Below are 16,565 nucleotides of genomic sequence, written 5' to 3'. Positions count from 1 at the left end.
ACGGTGAACAGGATGTTGATGTGTGGCAGTGATAATTTTGTGGGCAATGGTATGTTTGCCTACCTGACCAGCAAACATGTACCGATACAAACATTCCAGTTTGAGGATATGTTGCATCAGTCATCATTATGCCAGCATCAAACCATGGTTTTTAATATCATTGATAATGAACAAGCGTGTTCAGACATTGTTCAGTTTTTGAATAAAAACCGATTCAAATTTTATAATAACGTCGTGGTGATTGTTGCTGATAGTTCGGTGGCGAAATTATGCGTAGAGTTATTATATGTCGAAAAAACAATAGTTTTGACTGAAAAATCTTCACTGCGCGATTTTGGTCAATTGGCGAAATTATCAGTCGGGAAATGGAACCCCCGACTGTATCGTTCGCAGAAGAGATTAACCGAAAGAGAACAGCAGATCCTGAACTTACTGGTAAGTGGTTATACAGCCAAAGAAATTTCTGAGTTAGTTAGCCTGAACTATAAAACGATTCAGGCACATAAGATGAGAGTCGTCGCCAAACTTGGCCTGACCAATACCTCTGATTTAAATAAGTTAATTGTCAGATTTACCCATCGTATGTCTTTTTTACCCTAACCTGACCATTCTTTTCTGATGTAATACACCTAATAGTAGATACAATTTGGGAGTGATTTTGACTGGTTTTTAATTTTATGATTTGTAGAGGGAGAGGGGAATGTTTAATTCCAATGAGGTGCTAACTGCGCTTGAAAAGGCTTTGAATACCAGTCAACTTTATATGGTTTATCAGCCTATTTTCAATTTGCATGCCCAGCGTATAAGCGGATTTGAAGCATTAATGCGTTGGAATAGTCCTCAGATGGGTATGATCTCTCCCGATGTTTTTATTACCTTACTGGAAGATAGCGGCAATATTATTTCCATTGAAGATATGGTTACTCACTCTCCGTGGGATGTTGCAACTTCCTGGCCTGACCCCATTGTATTATCCGTCAATATTTCCGCGCTTGAATTCTGCGATCCTCTGCTACCCCAACGCGTCAGACAAAATCTTGCCACTTCCGGACTGCCGGTCCATCGATGCCAAATAGAGGTCACGGAAACGTCACCGCTGTGCGACAGTCAGATTGCGGCTAAAAATATGACGGAATTAAAGGCGATAGGGGTCAAGCTTGCACTTGATGATTTTGGAACTGGCCATGCTAATCTTAATTACCTGTTGAAATATCCTTTTGACACCTTAAAAATTGATAAGGAATTTGTCACCGGTATTGAGCCCGACACCCGATCAACAAAGATTGTTGAGGGTATTATTTCACTGGCGCATAATTTTGGCATTGAAGTTCTTGCCGAAGGGGTGGAAACCCAGTCCCAGCTGGAGCGGTTGATGCAGATTGGTTGTGACAAAATTCAAGGCTTTTTCATTTCTCCCCCAGTGCTGGCAGAAGAGATCCCTTCACTCTTAGCACAATATAATCGTTAATCCCTCCTTTTCACGTTTCCCAACCCCTTGGTTGTTCCGCGTTGCTGTTAAGTCTGTAGGCCTGATAAGCGTAGCGCATCAGGCGACTTTGAACGGCAAAAAAAAGCCCCCTGCAGAACAGGGGGCTGGTGAGTTTATGTCAGCTTAGAACGATTTCTTAAAGCCGATAGAGGCATTGACCGGCGCTTCTACCTGCGATTTACTGCCGCCGTTGCTGAATTGCGTACCCAGCTCACCGTAGACCTGCAGGTTTCTGTCGATGGACCATGACAGGCCGGCTGCAACTTCAGTGCTGGAGTACTGCTGTGAAGATTCCAGCGTGGTGGTGGCTACCGCATTGCTAAAGTGCGTTTTGTCTTTTGAACCCAGACCCTGCCAGACGTTTACCCTGCCATACGGCTGGAATTTGCCATGGTTGGTGTCATAGTCAGCGACCAGACGCACGCCCAGACGCGCGGTAAAGGAATCCGCAGTATCCATTTTCACTTTCGTTGGGGTCACACCATCCAGCGTGCTGTTATCAAAGTCGCTGTACTGGTAGATCAACTGAGCCTGAGGTTCCAGACTCCATGCGCTGGCACCTAAACGGAACGATTTACCTACCTCTGTCGACGCCGTCAGCGTGTTGCCTCTGACCGTATACGAGCCGTTGTTCCCGGTCGCCTCCAGGCGGGATTTATGGTTACCGTACTGCAGGACGTTATCAACATACATACCGTCACCCGAGAACCAGGTAGCATAGCCGCCGACGTAAAATGCATTGTCGTCGATGTTACCGCCTTTACCATCGCTGCCTGTCTTCGTGCCTTTCACGTTGCTGTCGATATCAAGGATGCTGGTATACATCCCGGCTTTCCAGCTTTCGTTAGCATACATATCAACGCCGACCTGAATGCCCATGGTATGGGAGCTGGTTTGTGTACCGGCCGCGTCATCCAGTTTGGTTTTACCGGAGTAGCCAATCATTCTTGCCCACGCGCGATTGTCTTCATTAATGCCCGGTTTAACCTCGTCACCCATACGTTGGTGCATGTTACCCAACAGGCTAAGATCACCCTGACGTACGACGCTGGCGAGGCCAGAATACAGCATGGTTTCTGGACGGTATTCACTTCTCAGATACCAGTTTTCACCCTGGCCCTGAGCATTACCCGCATGCAGTTGGTACTCAAACGCACCTGCAGCCATACGATCGGCGGCAAGATGGAAGGCATCCCGCGACGTTTGTGCGGTGGTGGTTGCGCCATTGAGCGCTGTCACCACTTCGATACCATCCCCAATGGTCGGCGCGCCGAGACCAGAACCATCGACATCCAGCAGCGTGCTACCGCTGGCTTTACCGCCATCGATAATCAGACGGTCGGCAATGCCTGAGCCGCTACCATTCTGGATAGCCGCCATGTTGATAGTCCCTTTTTCGCCGGTGTAATCCCCTTTGACGGTTAAGGTTGTGCCAGTCTGCTGACCGATGAGCGAGACATCGCCACCGTTGCTCAGGCCCGCTACCGTTTGGTTGTAACCCTGAGTGTTCAACGTGGTGTCTGCGACCACATAGTGGTGCGATGCGCTACTCAGGGTGTTGGCATTACCCGCTTGCAACACGCCGTTGGCGATCAACGTCGCGCCGCTGTAGCTGTTTTCGCCTTGCAGCTCGGTAATGCCGCTACCGGTCTGATGCAACTGGCCTTTACCACTGATATTGCCGGTCAGCGCCAGGGTATCGCCACGATTGACGTTGAGTACGCCGTTATCAACGACATCCCCCTGAATGCTGCCGATATCACCGCCGTTACCCAGCTGTAAAACGCCTTGTTCGATGGTGGTGCCACCGGTGTAGGTATTATCCAGCGTCAGGGTGAGGGAGCCTTTACCGGTTTTGGTCAGTTGACCGTTACCTTCGACTTCAGTCAGCAGAGAAACGTCATGTCCGTTGGTGTCGAATGTCCCGCCGCCGGATTCCAGCGTCACCTGACGGGCAGTATCAAACGCTTCGCCATACTTCAGCGTACCGCCATTAAAGGTAATTCCCGTATCTGCCGCACCCAGGTTGGTATCGCCCGCTACCTGCAGCGTCCCGGAGGTGATGGTCGTTCCGCCGCTGAAGGTGTTGTCGCCCGTGAGGATGAGGGTACCGAGATCGCCTTTATTCAGGCCGCCGGTACCGCGGATAACGCTGTCGATAGTCGCGGTGTAGTTGGCGCCGTCTACTGTGCCATCGCCAACGCGAATCAGGGTGTTGGCCGTATCGGTGGTAATGGCTTCGCCACCCACGCGATAACCATCGGTGGCGAACTGCGCGCCGCTGATGATGACGTCGCCTTTGCTGTTATCGACGGTCACGTTGCCTGCTTCACCCTGGAAGACGGCAAACGCGGCATCGGTAAACGGTGCGTTCAGCGCGCCTTCCGGCGTTGATTCATCGGTAGTCCAGTTGTCGTTACCCTGGCTGGATTGCCAGATACCGTCGCCGCCGTTGATGACGCCGTTGTTTTTCAGCTCGCCATTCTCACCGCCGGTGCCGTCCCAGAAGCGCAGCGTTAGTCCTGCGTGGTTGACCAGGTTGACCTGATTTTTCACCGATGTCTGCACGTACAGGCTGTCAGCCGCTTCCGGCGCGTTAGCAATATCCATCACATTGTTGGTCAATGTGCCGGTGTAGTTGATGACGCGATAGACGCCGACATCAAAGCTGCCGCCCGGTGAGGTTTCAATGTTGAGCTTACCGTCGAGCGTCAGATCGCCATTTACATCAATCAAGTCGTTGAAAGCACCGCCCGGGGTGTAAGCCTGACCAAACTGATAATCCAGCTGTGCGTTATCACTGAGCGTCAGCGAACCGGTAGTCAGTTTACCCACGCTGTTGATGGCCGCACCTGCGGTAATATGAGCGTCGTCCAGCACATCAACCGCGCCGCCAATAATTCCGTTTCCGCCAAGCGTTGCCCCGGACTTCACCGTCACCTGGCCGGTAGCCGCAGACTGATTACCGTTGACCAGCAGCACGCCTTCATTGACGTCCGTGGTGCCGGTGTAAGTATTGTCGCCGGTCAGCGTTAACGTACCGTCACCGATTTTCACCAGGCTACCGTCGTTGCCGCTGATAATGCCGCTGATGGTGTCATCAAGATGCAGATTACCCAGTGACAGCTCTTTATTGCCCAATTCGACATTACCTGCGCCGGACAACGAGCCGATCGATGTTGCGCTGTCGACTGCGCTGATATCGACCTTACCGCCCGCCAGGTTTTTAACGACGGTATTTTCTGCCATCGCCTGGTCAGCAAAGGTCATCAGTCCGCTGTTGTTCACGGTGGCATTACCGCCGCTGGCGTCTTCTTCCAGCGCCAGAGTACTGTCTTTTGACACGTTAACCGTCGCGTTGCCCGCGGTGGCGTTGTTGGTTAACACCGCTTTCGCCGTGCCCGTCAGGTTCAGCATTGCGCTCGCTGCGGTGACGTTATCTGCCAGCGTTAACAGGCTGTCGGCGATGTTCATGGTCAGGGATTTCAGGCTGGTATCTGTCCCGCTGACATTGAGCGTCGCGCCCTTATTGACGTTCACTGTGCTGCTTTCGTTACTGCCAAAGGCTCCGGTTTTGCTGACGTTGACCGTCACATTGTTGGCGTTTCCGGTACCGGCAATTTCTGTGTCGCCTTTGTAGCTGTTTGCGCGGTCGAGCGACAAGGTGCTGCCCGCATCGCTAGAGCTGCTGGTGACTTTCAGTTTACCGTCGCCGGTAATCTCACCAGTTGGCGTGAAGTGATGCGAATTGAGATCGAACACCGCTGCGTTCTCATTCGCTCCCAGCTCGATGGTGCGATTGTTGGTCAGGTCCGCGCCCAGTTGCAGCGTTGAACCGTTATTGATTGCCAGGTCAGTTCCGCTCTGGCCGAGATTGCTGTCGGAGGAGATCTGCAACGTGCCGCCATCAATGCGCGTGCCGCCGCGATACTCGTTGTCACCGCTGAGAATCAGACGGCCAAGGTCGGTTTTCACCAGCGTCAGCTTATCAGCAGTACTGGCTTCGCGGATAACAGACTCAATGGTCGCGGTATAGTTTTGCCCCGCGCCACCGGCGCCAACGCGCAGCAGCAGTTCGCCAGTTCCCGGCGTCTGGCCTGCGTGGGTCGCGTTTTCCGTGGTGGCATACGCGTTAAGCGCATCGCCTTTAACGACATAGCCATCGGCATCAAACTGTGCTCCGGAGAAGTTAACTTCTCCCGCGGCATTGTCCACGGTAACTGTACCGCCTTTGGTGGTGAAGACGGCGAAGGACTTCTGTGCCCAAGGGGCGTTACCTTCACCGGTTGCGGTGGTCCAGTTGTTATCACCCTGGCTGCCGATTGCCATCCATTTGCCATCGCCACCGTCAATTTTGCTGTCGCCTTCAATGCCCGACGCGCCGTGGCTCTGATTGACGGTTGCGCCGTCCCAGAACTGCAGGGTAACGCCGTTGGCGTTCACCAGGTTGACCTGTTTGTCGATGGAGGTCTGGACAAAAATATTGCTCTTATCCTGACTGTCCGGTATTGCGCCTAATTCCAGCGTCTGGTTATCCAGCGTGCCGCCGTAGTTATAGATACGGTACACGCCCGGTCCGAAGTTACCGCCCTGTGAAGTGGTGACATCCAGAGTCCCGTCCAGTTGCAGATCGCCCGCGACGTTAATCAGATCGTTTAGCGCGCCGCCTGGCGTATAGGCCTGACCCAGTTCGAAAGCGGAAGTCGTTTTGCTACCAAGCTGCAGATTACCGTTAATGGATAACGTACCCGCACCACCGTCACCGGCACTGAGGGTCGTGGCATCGTTCATCAGCACGTTGCCGCCGATAGTGCCATTACCGCCAAGTGTGGACGTGCCGCTAACGGTGGTGGCACCGCGCGCCGCGCTTTGATCGCCATTCACCAGCAGCGTGCCGTTGGTAACGGTGGTGTCGCCGGTATAGGTGTTATTGCCGTTCAGACGGGTAATGCCGCCGCCGATTTGCTGCAGTGCGCCAATACCGGAGATCACGCCGTTGAGCAGCACGGTGTTGGCGCGATTAATCGCCAATATGCCGTTGTCGATAATGTCTGACACGGCGCTGACTTCGCCTGTATTTCCGCCGTCACCCAACTGCAGCGTACCGGTTTGAGCGATAGTGGTAGAGCCGGTGTAGGTATTGTTAGCTGTGAAGATCGTGGTACCGCCCGCCGCACGTTCGAACTTCCCGTCACCGCTGATGATACCGCGATAAATTTGCGCCGCTGAAGCATCACCCTGGGTATCGAAGATAACCCGGCTGCCTGTGCCCTGGGTCGTAACATTGTAATCGCCAATGCTTGCGGCAGTACTGGTCGGCTCGACGTGGTCGCCGGTGCTCAGGGTTGCGCCATTGTTTACGGCAATGGTTTTGCTTGCCAGCGTCAGGTTTTCTACGACGCGGACATCCGCGTTTGAGCCGCTGATGGTCAGCGAATCCCAGCCGGTGCCGATGTTGGTGCCAGTGGTCAGATTGTCGCTCGCCAGCGTACCAATCTTCGCACCTTTTGTATCGGTGAAGGTGAGGGCGTTGCCGCTACCAGCTTCAGTAGTGATGTGGCGTGTTTTATCCAGCGTCACATTGCCGATGTTGGCTTTATTGTTACCGCCAGTACCGGCGAAATTCACTTCACCCGCATAGGAGCCACTACGCCAGTTAAAGATGTCCGCACCTTCGCCGGTATTGATTACGCCGCTGGTTACACCGCCGCTGATATCAATGGTGTCATTGCCTTTGCCGGACTGAATGGCCACGGCCGTGTCGTTGATGGCCTGCAGGGTTCCCGTGTTGGTAATGGTTTTACTGCTGTCGCCGCTGGCGTCAATTACCGGTGAGGTGGTGCTGGCAGAGATAATCTTGCCGCTGTTGGTCAAGGCGCTGACGTTTTTCGCGATGATAGCCGAACCGCCTGCGTCGTTATGCACGTTAATGTCGGCATTGGTGGTGACATTACCGTTGGTATTAGCGCGGATACCGCTGCCTTCGCTGTTCAGCACCTCAATGGTGTAGCCTTTGCCGATGGTCAGATCGCCCGTCACCGAGCCGCCATCGCGTTGTTCAAAAAGCGAAGCCGGTACCTTTCCCGTTGACGTTGAGGATATTTCCAGCGCTGTCTTTATCGGTCATGGTCAACGCCACGCTGGTGCGGATGCCTGCGCCATCGTTGGAGTTTATGGTGACGTTTCGTAACAGGATATTGTTATTGTTAGCATCGTTTTGAATGCCAGCACCGTCACCCTTTGCACTGATCTCCACATTTTGCGCGGACAGAGCGCCAGCGCCTTCGGCCAGACGAATACCGTCAGCGGTGCCATCGGTAGTAATACTGTCGCCAGAAATACCGTTAATCAGCAGGCTGGCTCCTTGGGTGAGCAGAACCCCAGCAGTACCATCATCAACCTGAACTTTGCCCAGCTTATTAATCTGCGCGCTGGTACCTGAAGCCCTAACACCGATGCCGTTGCTGACATGCAGGGCGCTGGAGGAGTTATTGGTTAAGCTCCCGTCTTTTTGAACATCAACGCCGATGCTGTCGACGCTGGCCAGATCAATAATCGAGTTGGTATCCAGGATCAGGTTGCCCTGATTCCTCGCCACATAGGCGATAACCTCATTGCCGCTAGCTTCAGAGGTAATCTTCGCGTTGGAGGTGAGGGTGGTGCTAGTCGGATTACCCTGCGTGTCACCATTCAACTGGTGAGCCTGACCATCCACAACCCCGGCAACGGTTCTTTCGCCGGTTAAATTGATGGTCGTTTTATCGCTGATAGTTCCTTTCGCGCCGCCTTCGATAACCAGCGCCGCTGAGTCGCTACCCTTAACGGTAAACGTAGCTTCACCGGTATCTACGCTACTGCCAGCGCCGGTGGCGAGAACGCCCATGGAATTCTTACCGCTGAGGGTAAGATCAAGGTTGGAGCCAGCCTGACCATTCGGTGGCGTGGTATTCCCGGCCAGCAATGCGCCATTGGCGATACGGAAAATGGTGGTGCGATCCTGACCATTGTCATTCATCACCGCCTGACCAATGTTGGCGGTAGCGCCTTTACCAAACAGGTAATAACCAATCTGATCGGTGCTGTTAAATGTCGGGCTACTCAGACTGTCAACGTTAGCGATGGCGTTATCACGTACGTGCACTCCGATGTTACCGGCTTTATCCAGCGTAATGTTGGAGTAGACGTTGACCACAGCCTGGCCGTTAGCGCCGCCTTCTGCCCAGATAGCGTAGTTACGGTTACCGACACCGCCTTCACCGTCCACCACGATAGAACCTGAAGCGCTGGTGGTGACTTCGGCATTTTTGTTATTGGCGCTAACGTGGATCCCCACGTTGTTGGTGCCATTTACGTTAATCTTGCCGTCGTTGCGGATTTCCTGATTATTTTCCGCGCCGCTGTCGCGTACGGAGATGCCGTAGTTCTTACTGCTGCCCCCGCCAGAACCTCCATTGATCACGATATTGCCGGTATTGAGGACGTTGCCCGTGGCATTTCCGACCAGAATCCCCGCGGCGTTGCGTATCCCGGTTCCCAGCGTGATCAGACCGTTGTTAATCACCTCTTTGGCACTCTTGGTCATGATCCCGGCGCTCAGACTAGAGCCGCCAGCCATCGTGACATCTTTAGACGGATCGCTTGCGTCGCGACCAAGATAAATTGAGGCATCCTGAGCGTTAGTGAAAGTGGCATTCCCGGCAACTTCTACGCCATAAGCGGTGCCTTTGGCAAAGGATGCACCGTTTTTGCGCCCGTCCACGACGTTGATATCGCCGTTGTTGACGCCTTGCGATTCGTCAGACAGTTGCATGCCAATAGCCAGCGTCAGCGAAGAATCTGGCTCATCCTTACTCCAGGGATCTGCTGCCGACGCGGTACCAAAGTTATCGGTGGTGATCGCCTGGTTAATGGTGCCGTTGTTTGCTATCTGGCTGGCGCCTTGCCCCTGCATGCCAAATGCGCCATAGCTGTTGACGTTTTGATTGCCGTCTTTGTCGATAAACAGCCCGGAGTTGATGATCCCGTTGTTGGTTGCCGTTGCGTCTTTTGCCAGCATGCCAATCGCCAGACTCTGCCCGGTAGACGTGCGTAATGCGTTCAGCTCGCCAAGGTTAGTGATAACCCCGTCATTAAGGGATTTCATGACACCGTTAATACTGCCGTCAACGGCAATAATCGCATCTTTGTTTAGGGTGCCGGAGGTGCCTGCACCGTTGGCGTAAATAGCATGCAGCTCACCGCGGCCAGCGGTCGCGTTATTGCTATGCGACAAGCCGTCGGTCCAGACGTCGTAATCCCAGGTAAGCACGTCTGAAGACTTGCTGGAGTTGATCAAGCCATCAATCAGCTCCGCGTATTTTGTCTGCGCGGCGGTGACGGTTGTGATATCACCGTTTTCAACATCCAGCCACAACTGCAGTTGGCTGACCTTTTGCCCTTCAGGGTTTTCTGCTGCGTCGCTGCTTTTACCCAACAGCCAGTCGTTAAAATCGGCCAGCTCCTGCGTGCTGGTAATGTTAAATGTGCGCGTACCCGTTTCGACTACTTTACCGTCTGCATCATAGCCGTAGGACATGAGTGTTACATCATCGCCAAACACGGAGGTTTGCGCTGAACCGGCGAACGTTTTTTCAGGGATAACTGGGGCGGCGTTAAATTTTATATAGTTATCGGATTGCCAGTTAACCTGGCTACCTGCGTCCTGAGCCTCCAGCAAGGAGGAGTCTTTAGCCAGCAACTCGATAGTATTGGCTTTGTCACGGACATTGAGCGTGTCGTTGCCAATATCCAGATTGGCTATGGAGCCATTTGTCGCCAGCGCGATGCCAAATTGTTTATAGATTTTAGACAACGTTGGATCGTAGGTGTTTAATACCGAATCGCCGATCTGTGATTCGGTAAGAAAACTACTTAACTCTTGGGTATCAAAGACTTTAATTGATGCCGGCTCACCAGGAAATGCCGGGTCGTTAATAGAGAATTCTGTGCTCTGTGAAGGCGTCGACGACCGGTTGTACGTCAGGTATTCCGCCAGCTCTTCAGCATTAGTAATCGTTTTTACGCTCTGGTCAGGGCTGGTGGCCTTAAGAGTGATTTTGCCGGTTTGCAGCAGCTCTCTGATGGTCGTTGATTCAACAACGCCACTTTGACCCGGACTGATCGTTGGGATCGCACCGCTGATATTGAGCGCCTGACCAGCAGTGATATCTTTATATAAGAATCCGTAGTCGTGGATACCCGCATAATCCCCAACGGAAATACCTGCCTGGTAGTCGGTGAAAATATTGTGATCACCGATATCGATAATCGGATCAGCGGAAACCTGCATTGAAGTAGCGCTTAATGCACCCGCTGCTAATACCGCAACCGTTTTGCGCGAGCTGCTTTTTTTCTTTCCTTTGGTTAATTCAGAAACGACCACCCAGATACCGAGCGCCGCGTTCCAAATAATGCTGTAAACTTTGTTCATATATAACCCTCGTCTACATTCCTGTTATGCATGTGTTAATACATTGAGTTGTTGGCTATGGTTGGCACGCGGATGTGCTACCCGGTAATAGATTTTTGGGAATAGGGTTTCCTTCCGTGCGATGCGGAATTAAAAAGCGAGTCGAAAGAAAACTTTTTTTAAATAATAACCGTGATAATTGTCCTTAAATAAGTCAGTTACGGCTGGCTATAGTGAGAAATGGTGTACTTGAGCCGGGTGTTATTTTTGCCGAGTTTTCTGGCAATATTGCTTTTGTACGCCCCGATGGTTTTTTCACTTTTTTGTGATGCCCCGGCGATTTGTGTCAGTGACCATCCTCGGGCAAGCATCATCATTACGTTGAATTCGTTTGCTGTGATCTTGTTGTGTAATGCTTTGATATTTTGTTGGTTATTGTTTTTTGTGATACGTGTAACGGCATGGTGTAGCCGATCAAGACTGGCATCTTGATCAAGAAACAGCATGTTCTTCCCACAAACGGTTTGAAAAAGAGTAAAAGTAGCTTCATCTGCCAAAACAATAATTTTGGTGACAGGTCGTAAAGCCATGTTGCGGATAATCCTGGCATATTTTAAAAAATCTGATTTGTCAGGATTAATGATGATGCAATCCGTTTCATAGGGAAGCATTTTGACAGCAGAGAGCGTCTGGGAGGAGTAATACGCGATATCAATATATAATGATGAGCCACGTAGGATTTCTCGCATGCCTAGCCAAGGGTAAATTGAGTCACCCAAAAAAATAGCCTTTGACATAACGATCTCCTTGAAATTTTGGTGCAAGCAGCCGCCTCTTTTTGTAGGTTAAAAAAGAGTTTCTTGCGACGCGTGAAATGTTAATTAAATCTCGTATTACGTTCTGTGCTGTGAACGTATCCTTATTAATTCCAGATTAAACAGATATTCTCTGTATTTATTAGAATCATTAACTATTCTTAAAGTAGATATTACACTTTGTTAAAATTTAAGATAAATCGTTTATTTCAGCTCTGCGTAAATGATTGATAGATTTCGCTTATGAATCGCATGAATAATGATTGAGTGGTTTCTATAAAGACAGGGTATTCCTATCTGTTTTGGAGGGGATTTATATGAAAAACATTATATTTCAGATGGATACCCGTTTTTCTTAATGGGCTTACTGGTTGGTAGGAGAATTCTTAATCAAGACCAGGACAAAGAGAAGGCGCGTCGAGGGGAAGAGAGAAATATCGCTAAATTTGCAGTTATCGACCTGAAACTCGAGTATTCAGGTTGATAATTCTTAGTGTTGTGAATTTTTTAGGGAATTATCCTATTTTTGGCTTTTTGTGCTTAATTTTAAAAACTCACTTGAAGAGGTTATTTTTTCTGATTGCTATTGCTGATAGGGCTTAGCCCGCCAACAGTTCCTGTTCAACCTGATGCACCTGCTGTTCCAGCGTATTGCGGATTTCCGTAAGCGCCCGTTGTTGATCGGAGAAGTAGGCTTCTTTATCAGTCACGGAGGTGGCAAGCCGCCAGGCGTTCTCGGCTTCCAGTTCGGTAATCTCTTTGAGCAGCGCGTTAATTTGTTCTCTGAGCTGCTGTATTTTGCTGCGTAAATGCTGCAAATCGTTCAATCGGTCACTGGCCATCATCGGTTCGAGGCCGCTTTGCAATTGAGTCAGTAGCGCCCGGACGGTGGCAAGATCGGCATTTTGGCGCGCCTGGTTAAGCTGCACCATCATCTGATGCGCTTTCTCTTTCAGATCATCGGCTACCACGTCCGGGTGGCAAAGACGGCTTGCCTGACGCCACAGGCGTTTTAACTCATTACGTTCATCAGAGGAAAGCCGCTGGTCACGGCTAAAACGATGCTGCGCATCCTGCTGCTGCTCCTGATATTCATCATATTCATGGCTGGCCTCTTCCTGTGCCTGACGGGTTGCGCTGTCGTCCTGGCGAGAAAAGTCGTTTTCCAGCTCACGAATCTCCGCCAGCAGGGCGGTAATCAGTTCAGTTTGCTGCTGAATACGTTGGCGTGTTTCCACCGATTCGCGCGAATCTGAATTCTGGTTCATCCAGTGCTGCTTGAGCCTGGCCAGTTGATCAACAGCCTGGGAAATATAGTGCTGACAGGATTGATAGTCTTTTTCCCGGCGTTTTCGCTCCGCTTCCTGTTTGCGCTGGGCACTGGCGGCGAGCTGTTTACGCAGTTCGAGAATGCGGCTCATCAGCGGTCCAAGACGAAGGTGATACAGATCGTTGAAATCATCGAGGATTTGAATGCGCGTGTTGCGCTTATCTATCAGGTCACGCAGCTGTGTTTCGAGTGCTTTGAGTTCCAGCTTACTGGCGGCAATGGCGGGATCCTGCCACGTAGAGACTGCCCGTTGAGATTGCAGCCAGGCCGAGATTTCACGCAGGGCATCACCAAAGCGTCGTTCTTCGATCGCCTGCACAATGGTGCCTGGTACGACTGACAAAGGCTCATTTTTAAGATGCGCCACCTGCTGGAAAATAATCTCCTCATCTTCCAGTTCAATAGCGCTTTTGACGATTTCCAGTCGTTTGATGATCTTATTCATGACAGTCGTTGCCTGGCCTGGCTAAAAAACGAGTGGCTGAAGTACAACAGGTTCACCCGTTTGAAAATGTTAGAAAAACAGTAAAGCGCATTCTGTGGCCTGCGATGCCTTTTCGTCCAGAATAATTCACTGTAATTATGAAAAACCGGAAGTCGCGCGCACCTGTCTGCATCTTCAAACCTCTGTTTCATGTTTTTTACTCTCGGGTAATTATTCTTGATTCAGTAAAGATAATGCGTATAGTTCTCATTCCCTTTTGTTATTAACTCCCTGTATTACTTCTGGTAAGGATCCCGACAATGAAAAAAACAACATCCGCGCTGGCATTGCTGATTGCTGCGGCGTTAAGCGGTTGTGCGGCGCATACCACGCCAGCCAGCAACGCCAGCGTTACGGAAAAAACAGCGCAACCTGCCGTCAGTGATGTGCAACAACGCGCGCTGGCGGATGGGTTATATGAAATGGCGCTTAGCCCGGCAGGGGATGCGTTGTACGTTGCCAGCGCCGAAGGATTTAAAGATGTGCAGGGCGGCGTGGTTTACAAGCTGGATCCAAAAACGCTTAAAACGCTCGGCTTGAGTCATACCGATATGAAAAACTTTGGTATGGCTATCTCGCCGGACGGTAAAACAGTGTATGTCACCAACTCACTGGATGGTGGCCTGAGCGCGCTGAATACCGCTGACGGCAAAGTGAAAAATCGCGTACTGTTCCCGGAACGTAACCCAGAAGGTTTCCCGTATGGTGCGCGCCAGGTGCTGCTGCATAACGGTTTGCTCTATATTGGTGCCGTGGCGGATCCGGCGGTGATTTGGGTGGTTGACGCTGAAACCCTGAAGCTAAAAACCCGCATTAAAAATACGGGTAAATGGATGACCGGACTGCATTATTCAGAAGTGACGCAGCGAATTTATGCAGCTAACGGCGGCGGTGAAATTCTTGTTATCAACCCGCGTAATCAGCGCGTAGAAAAACGCTGGCAACCGCTGGGGGAACAACCTGCGCTGTTGCTGAATATGGCGGAGGACGCACAAACGGGTCGCCTGTTTGTCACCGACAACTCGAAAGCGAAGACTACCCTGGTGCTGGATATCCATACTGGTAAGCTGCTGAAAAAATTGGATGTGGGTGATTCGCTGGCGGTGAAATTTAACGCAAAACGCAACGAAATCTATATTACCCAGCGTGATTCAGGGAAATTGCTCAGCCTGAATGCGACCGATTACAGCGTGAAGAAAAGCTGGGATTTACCACCAAACCCTAACAGCTTGCTGCTCTCGGCGGATGGGCAAACCCTGTTTGTCACCGTGAAACAGAAATTTAATAAAGACCACTCTACATCTGCGCCAGATAACGTGGTACGTATTGACCTGAATAAACAATAACAACTCGCCTTCTTTCTATTGTTTTTCTCCCGAGCCTCGGTGCGTTGGGCAAGGAAGCCCGGCGTATCCAATCGATTGCGCCTTGCGACAACCAGGTTGAAATGTTAAAAGAAGCCCCTTCAATAAAAACCACACAGGGGAAGGGCGTGAAAAACGCGTCAACTGCATCTGACACCAGCGTGTCTGATGCCGCGTCGACGAACGAGCCGACGCTTCAACGAGGGTTGCAAAACCGCCATATTCAGTTAATTGCGCTGGGCGGCGCAATTGGTACCGGCCTGTTTTTGGGCATTGGCCCGGCTATTCAGATGGCGGGACCTGCGGTGTTACTGGGTTACGGCGTTGCCGGGATCATCGCTTTTTTGATTATGCGTCAACTGGGCGAAATGGTGGTCGAAGAACCCGTTTCCGGATCGTTTGCCCATTTTGCCTATAAATACTGGGGACCGTTCGCGGGTTTTCTGTCCGGCTGGAACTACTGGGTGATGTTTGTGCTGGTCGGCATGGCTGAACTGACAGCGGCAGGGATCTACATGCAGTACTGGTTGCCCGATGTTCCAACCTGGATTTGGGCCGCGGCATTCTTCGTGATCATCAACGCCGTCAATCTGGTCAACGTACGTCTGTATGGCGAAACGGAATTCTGGTTTGCGCTGATTAAAGTACTGGCCATTATCGGCATGATTGGTTTTGGCGTGTGGATGCTGTTTTCCGGTAACGGCGGGGAACATGCAAGCATCGATAACTTGTGGCGTTACAACGGCTTTTTTGCTACCGGCTGGAACGGATTAATTCTGTCGCTGGCAGTGATTATGTTCTCCTTTGGCGGGCTGGAGCTTATCGGGATTACTGCCGCGGAAGCGCAGGATCCACAGAAAAGCATTCCAAAGGCGGTAAACCAGGTGGTGTACCGTATTCTGCTGTTTTATATCGGTTCTCTGGTGGTGCTGTTGGCGCTGTACCCGTGGGTGGAAGTGAAATCCAATAGCAGCCCGTTTGTGATGATTTTCCATAATCTCGACAGCAACGTAGTGGCTTCTGCACTGAACTTTGTCATCCTGGTGGCTTCACTGTCGGTGTATAACAGTGGCGTCTACTCTAACAGCCGCATGCTGTTTGGTCTTTCGGTTCAGGGTAACGCGCCGAAGTTCTTAACCCGCGTCAGCCGTCGCGGCGTACCGGTGAACTCACTGATTCTTTCCGGTGCTATTACGTCGCTGGTGGTACTCATCAACTATGTGCTGCCGCAAAAGGCCTTTAGCCTGCTGATGGCGCTGGTGGTGGCGACGCTGCTGCTGAACTGGATTATGATCTGCTTGGCACATCTGCGATTCCGGGCGGCGATGCGTCGTAAGGGACGTGACACGCAGTTTAAAGCGCTGCTGTATCCGGCAGGGAACTACCTGTGTATTGCTTTCCTTGGCATGATTCTGGTGCTGATGTGTACGATGGATGAGATGCGCCTGTCAGCTATCCTGCTACCGGTGTGGATCCTGTTCCTGTTTGTTGCCTTCAAACTGCTGCGTCGTAAGTCCCGCTAAGTTTCTACCGTTCTTGTTATTACCGATCCCATCGTCAGGATGGGATCGGATCCTCACTCAACGTTTATCGTGACCGTTCTCGCAATTTTGCTGCTGCTGACAGGATCTTTAT

Annotated in this window: 6 protein-coding genes and 1 pseudogene; 4 read left to right on the top strand and 3 right to left on the bottom strand. The window is 51.3% G+C overall.

The annotated features are described in order from the left end of the window. Positions 1-18 precede the first annotated feature (18 nt). Both SK38_RS11300 and SK38_RS11295 read left to right on the top strand, forming a co-directional pair. Positions 19-600 (top strand): helix-turn-helix transcriptional regulator, encoded by a 582-nt coding sequence (locus SK38_RS11300; protein ID WP_020996560.1) that lies wholly within the window; start codon positions 19-21, stop codon positions 598-600. A 100-nt stretch (positions 601-700) separates the two neighbouring features. Then, the gene (locus SK38_RS11295) at positions 701-1,468 is read left to right on the top strand and encodes a putative bifunctional diguanylate cyclase/phosphodiesterase (protein WP_003831149.1); all 768 of its coding nucleotides are present in this window, start codon (positions 701-703) and stop codon (positions 1,466-1,468) included. A gap of 144 nt (positions 1,469-1,612) precedes the next feature. Here SK38_RS11295 and SK38_RS11290 read toward each other — a convergent pair. From SK38_RS11290 to SK38_RS11280, 3 genes and pseudogenes are all read right to left on the bottom strand, one after another. Further along, a pseudogene (locus SK38_RS11290) lies at positions 1,613-10,958 on the bottom strand (autotransporter outer membrane beta-barrel domain-containing protein). 197 nt (positions 10,959-11,155) lie between these two features. Further along, a complete protein-coding gene (locus SK38_RS11285) occupies positions 11,156-11,734 on the bottom strand; it encodes a helix-turn-helix transcriptional regulator (RefSeq protein WP_008784033.1) in 579 nt (192 codons plus the stop codon). Between the two features lie 617 nt (positions 11,735-12,351). Next, positions 12,352-13,527 (bottom strand): coiled-coil domain-containing protein, encoded by a 1,176-nt coding sequence (locus tag SK38_RS11280; protein ID WP_008784034.1) that lies wholly within the window; start codon positions 13,525-13,527, stop codon positions 12,352-12,354. A 299-nt stretch (positions 13,528-13,826) separates the two neighbouring features. On the opposite strand from SK38_RS11280, the gene SK38_RS11275 reads away from it, so the two are divergent. Both SK38_RS11275 and pheP read left to right on the top strand, forming a co-directional pair. After that, positions 13,827-14,912 carry a YncE family protein gene (locus tag SK38_RS11275; RefSeq protein WP_020996557.1) on the top strand — a complete coding sequence of 362 codons (1,086 nt, stop codon included), beginning with the start codon at positions 13,827-13,829 and terminating at the stop codon, positions 14,910-14,912. A 146-nt stretch (positions 14,913-15,058) separates the two neighbouring features. Beyond that, a complete protein-coding gene (gene pheP / locus SK38_RS11270) occupies positions 15,059-16,453 on the top strand; it encodes a phenylalanine transporter (protein WP_008784036.1) in 1,395 nt (464 codons plus the stop codon). Positions 16,454-16,565 lie beyond the last annotated feature (112 nt).

It is taken from the genome of Citrobacter sp. MGH110 (assembly GCF_001037515.1).
GTDB classification, from domain to species: domain Bacteria; phylum Pseudomonadota; class Gammaproteobacteria; order Enterobacterales; family Enterobacteriaceae; genus Citrobacter; species Citrobacter portucalensis.
The sequence above is the reverse complement of the archived record's forward strand: the minus strand, read 5'-3'. Positions and strand labels throughout refer to the sequence as shown.

Bases quoted from the DNA above. Each gene is read 5' to 3' on its own strand.
- SK38_RS11300 (WP_020996560.1), top strand. From the start codon at position 19: ATGTGTGGCAGTGATAATTTTGTGGGCAATGGTATGTTTGCCTACCTG.
- SK38_RS11295 (WP_003831149.1), top strand. From the start codon at position 701: ATGTTTAATTCCAATGAGGTGCTAACTGCGCTTGAAAAGGCTTTGAAT.
- SK38_RS11285 (WP_008784033.1), bottom strand. From the start codon at position 11,734: ATGTCAAAGGCTATTTTTTTGGGTGACTCAATTTACCCTTGGCTAGGC.
- SK38_RS11280 (WP_008784034.1), bottom strand. From the start codon at position 13,527: ATGAATAAGATCATCAAACGACTGGAAATCGTCAAAAGCGCTATTGAA.
- SK38_RS11275 (WP_020996557.1), top strand. From the start codon at position 13,827: ATGAAAAAAACAACATCCGCGCTGGCATTGCTGATTGCTGCGGCGTTA.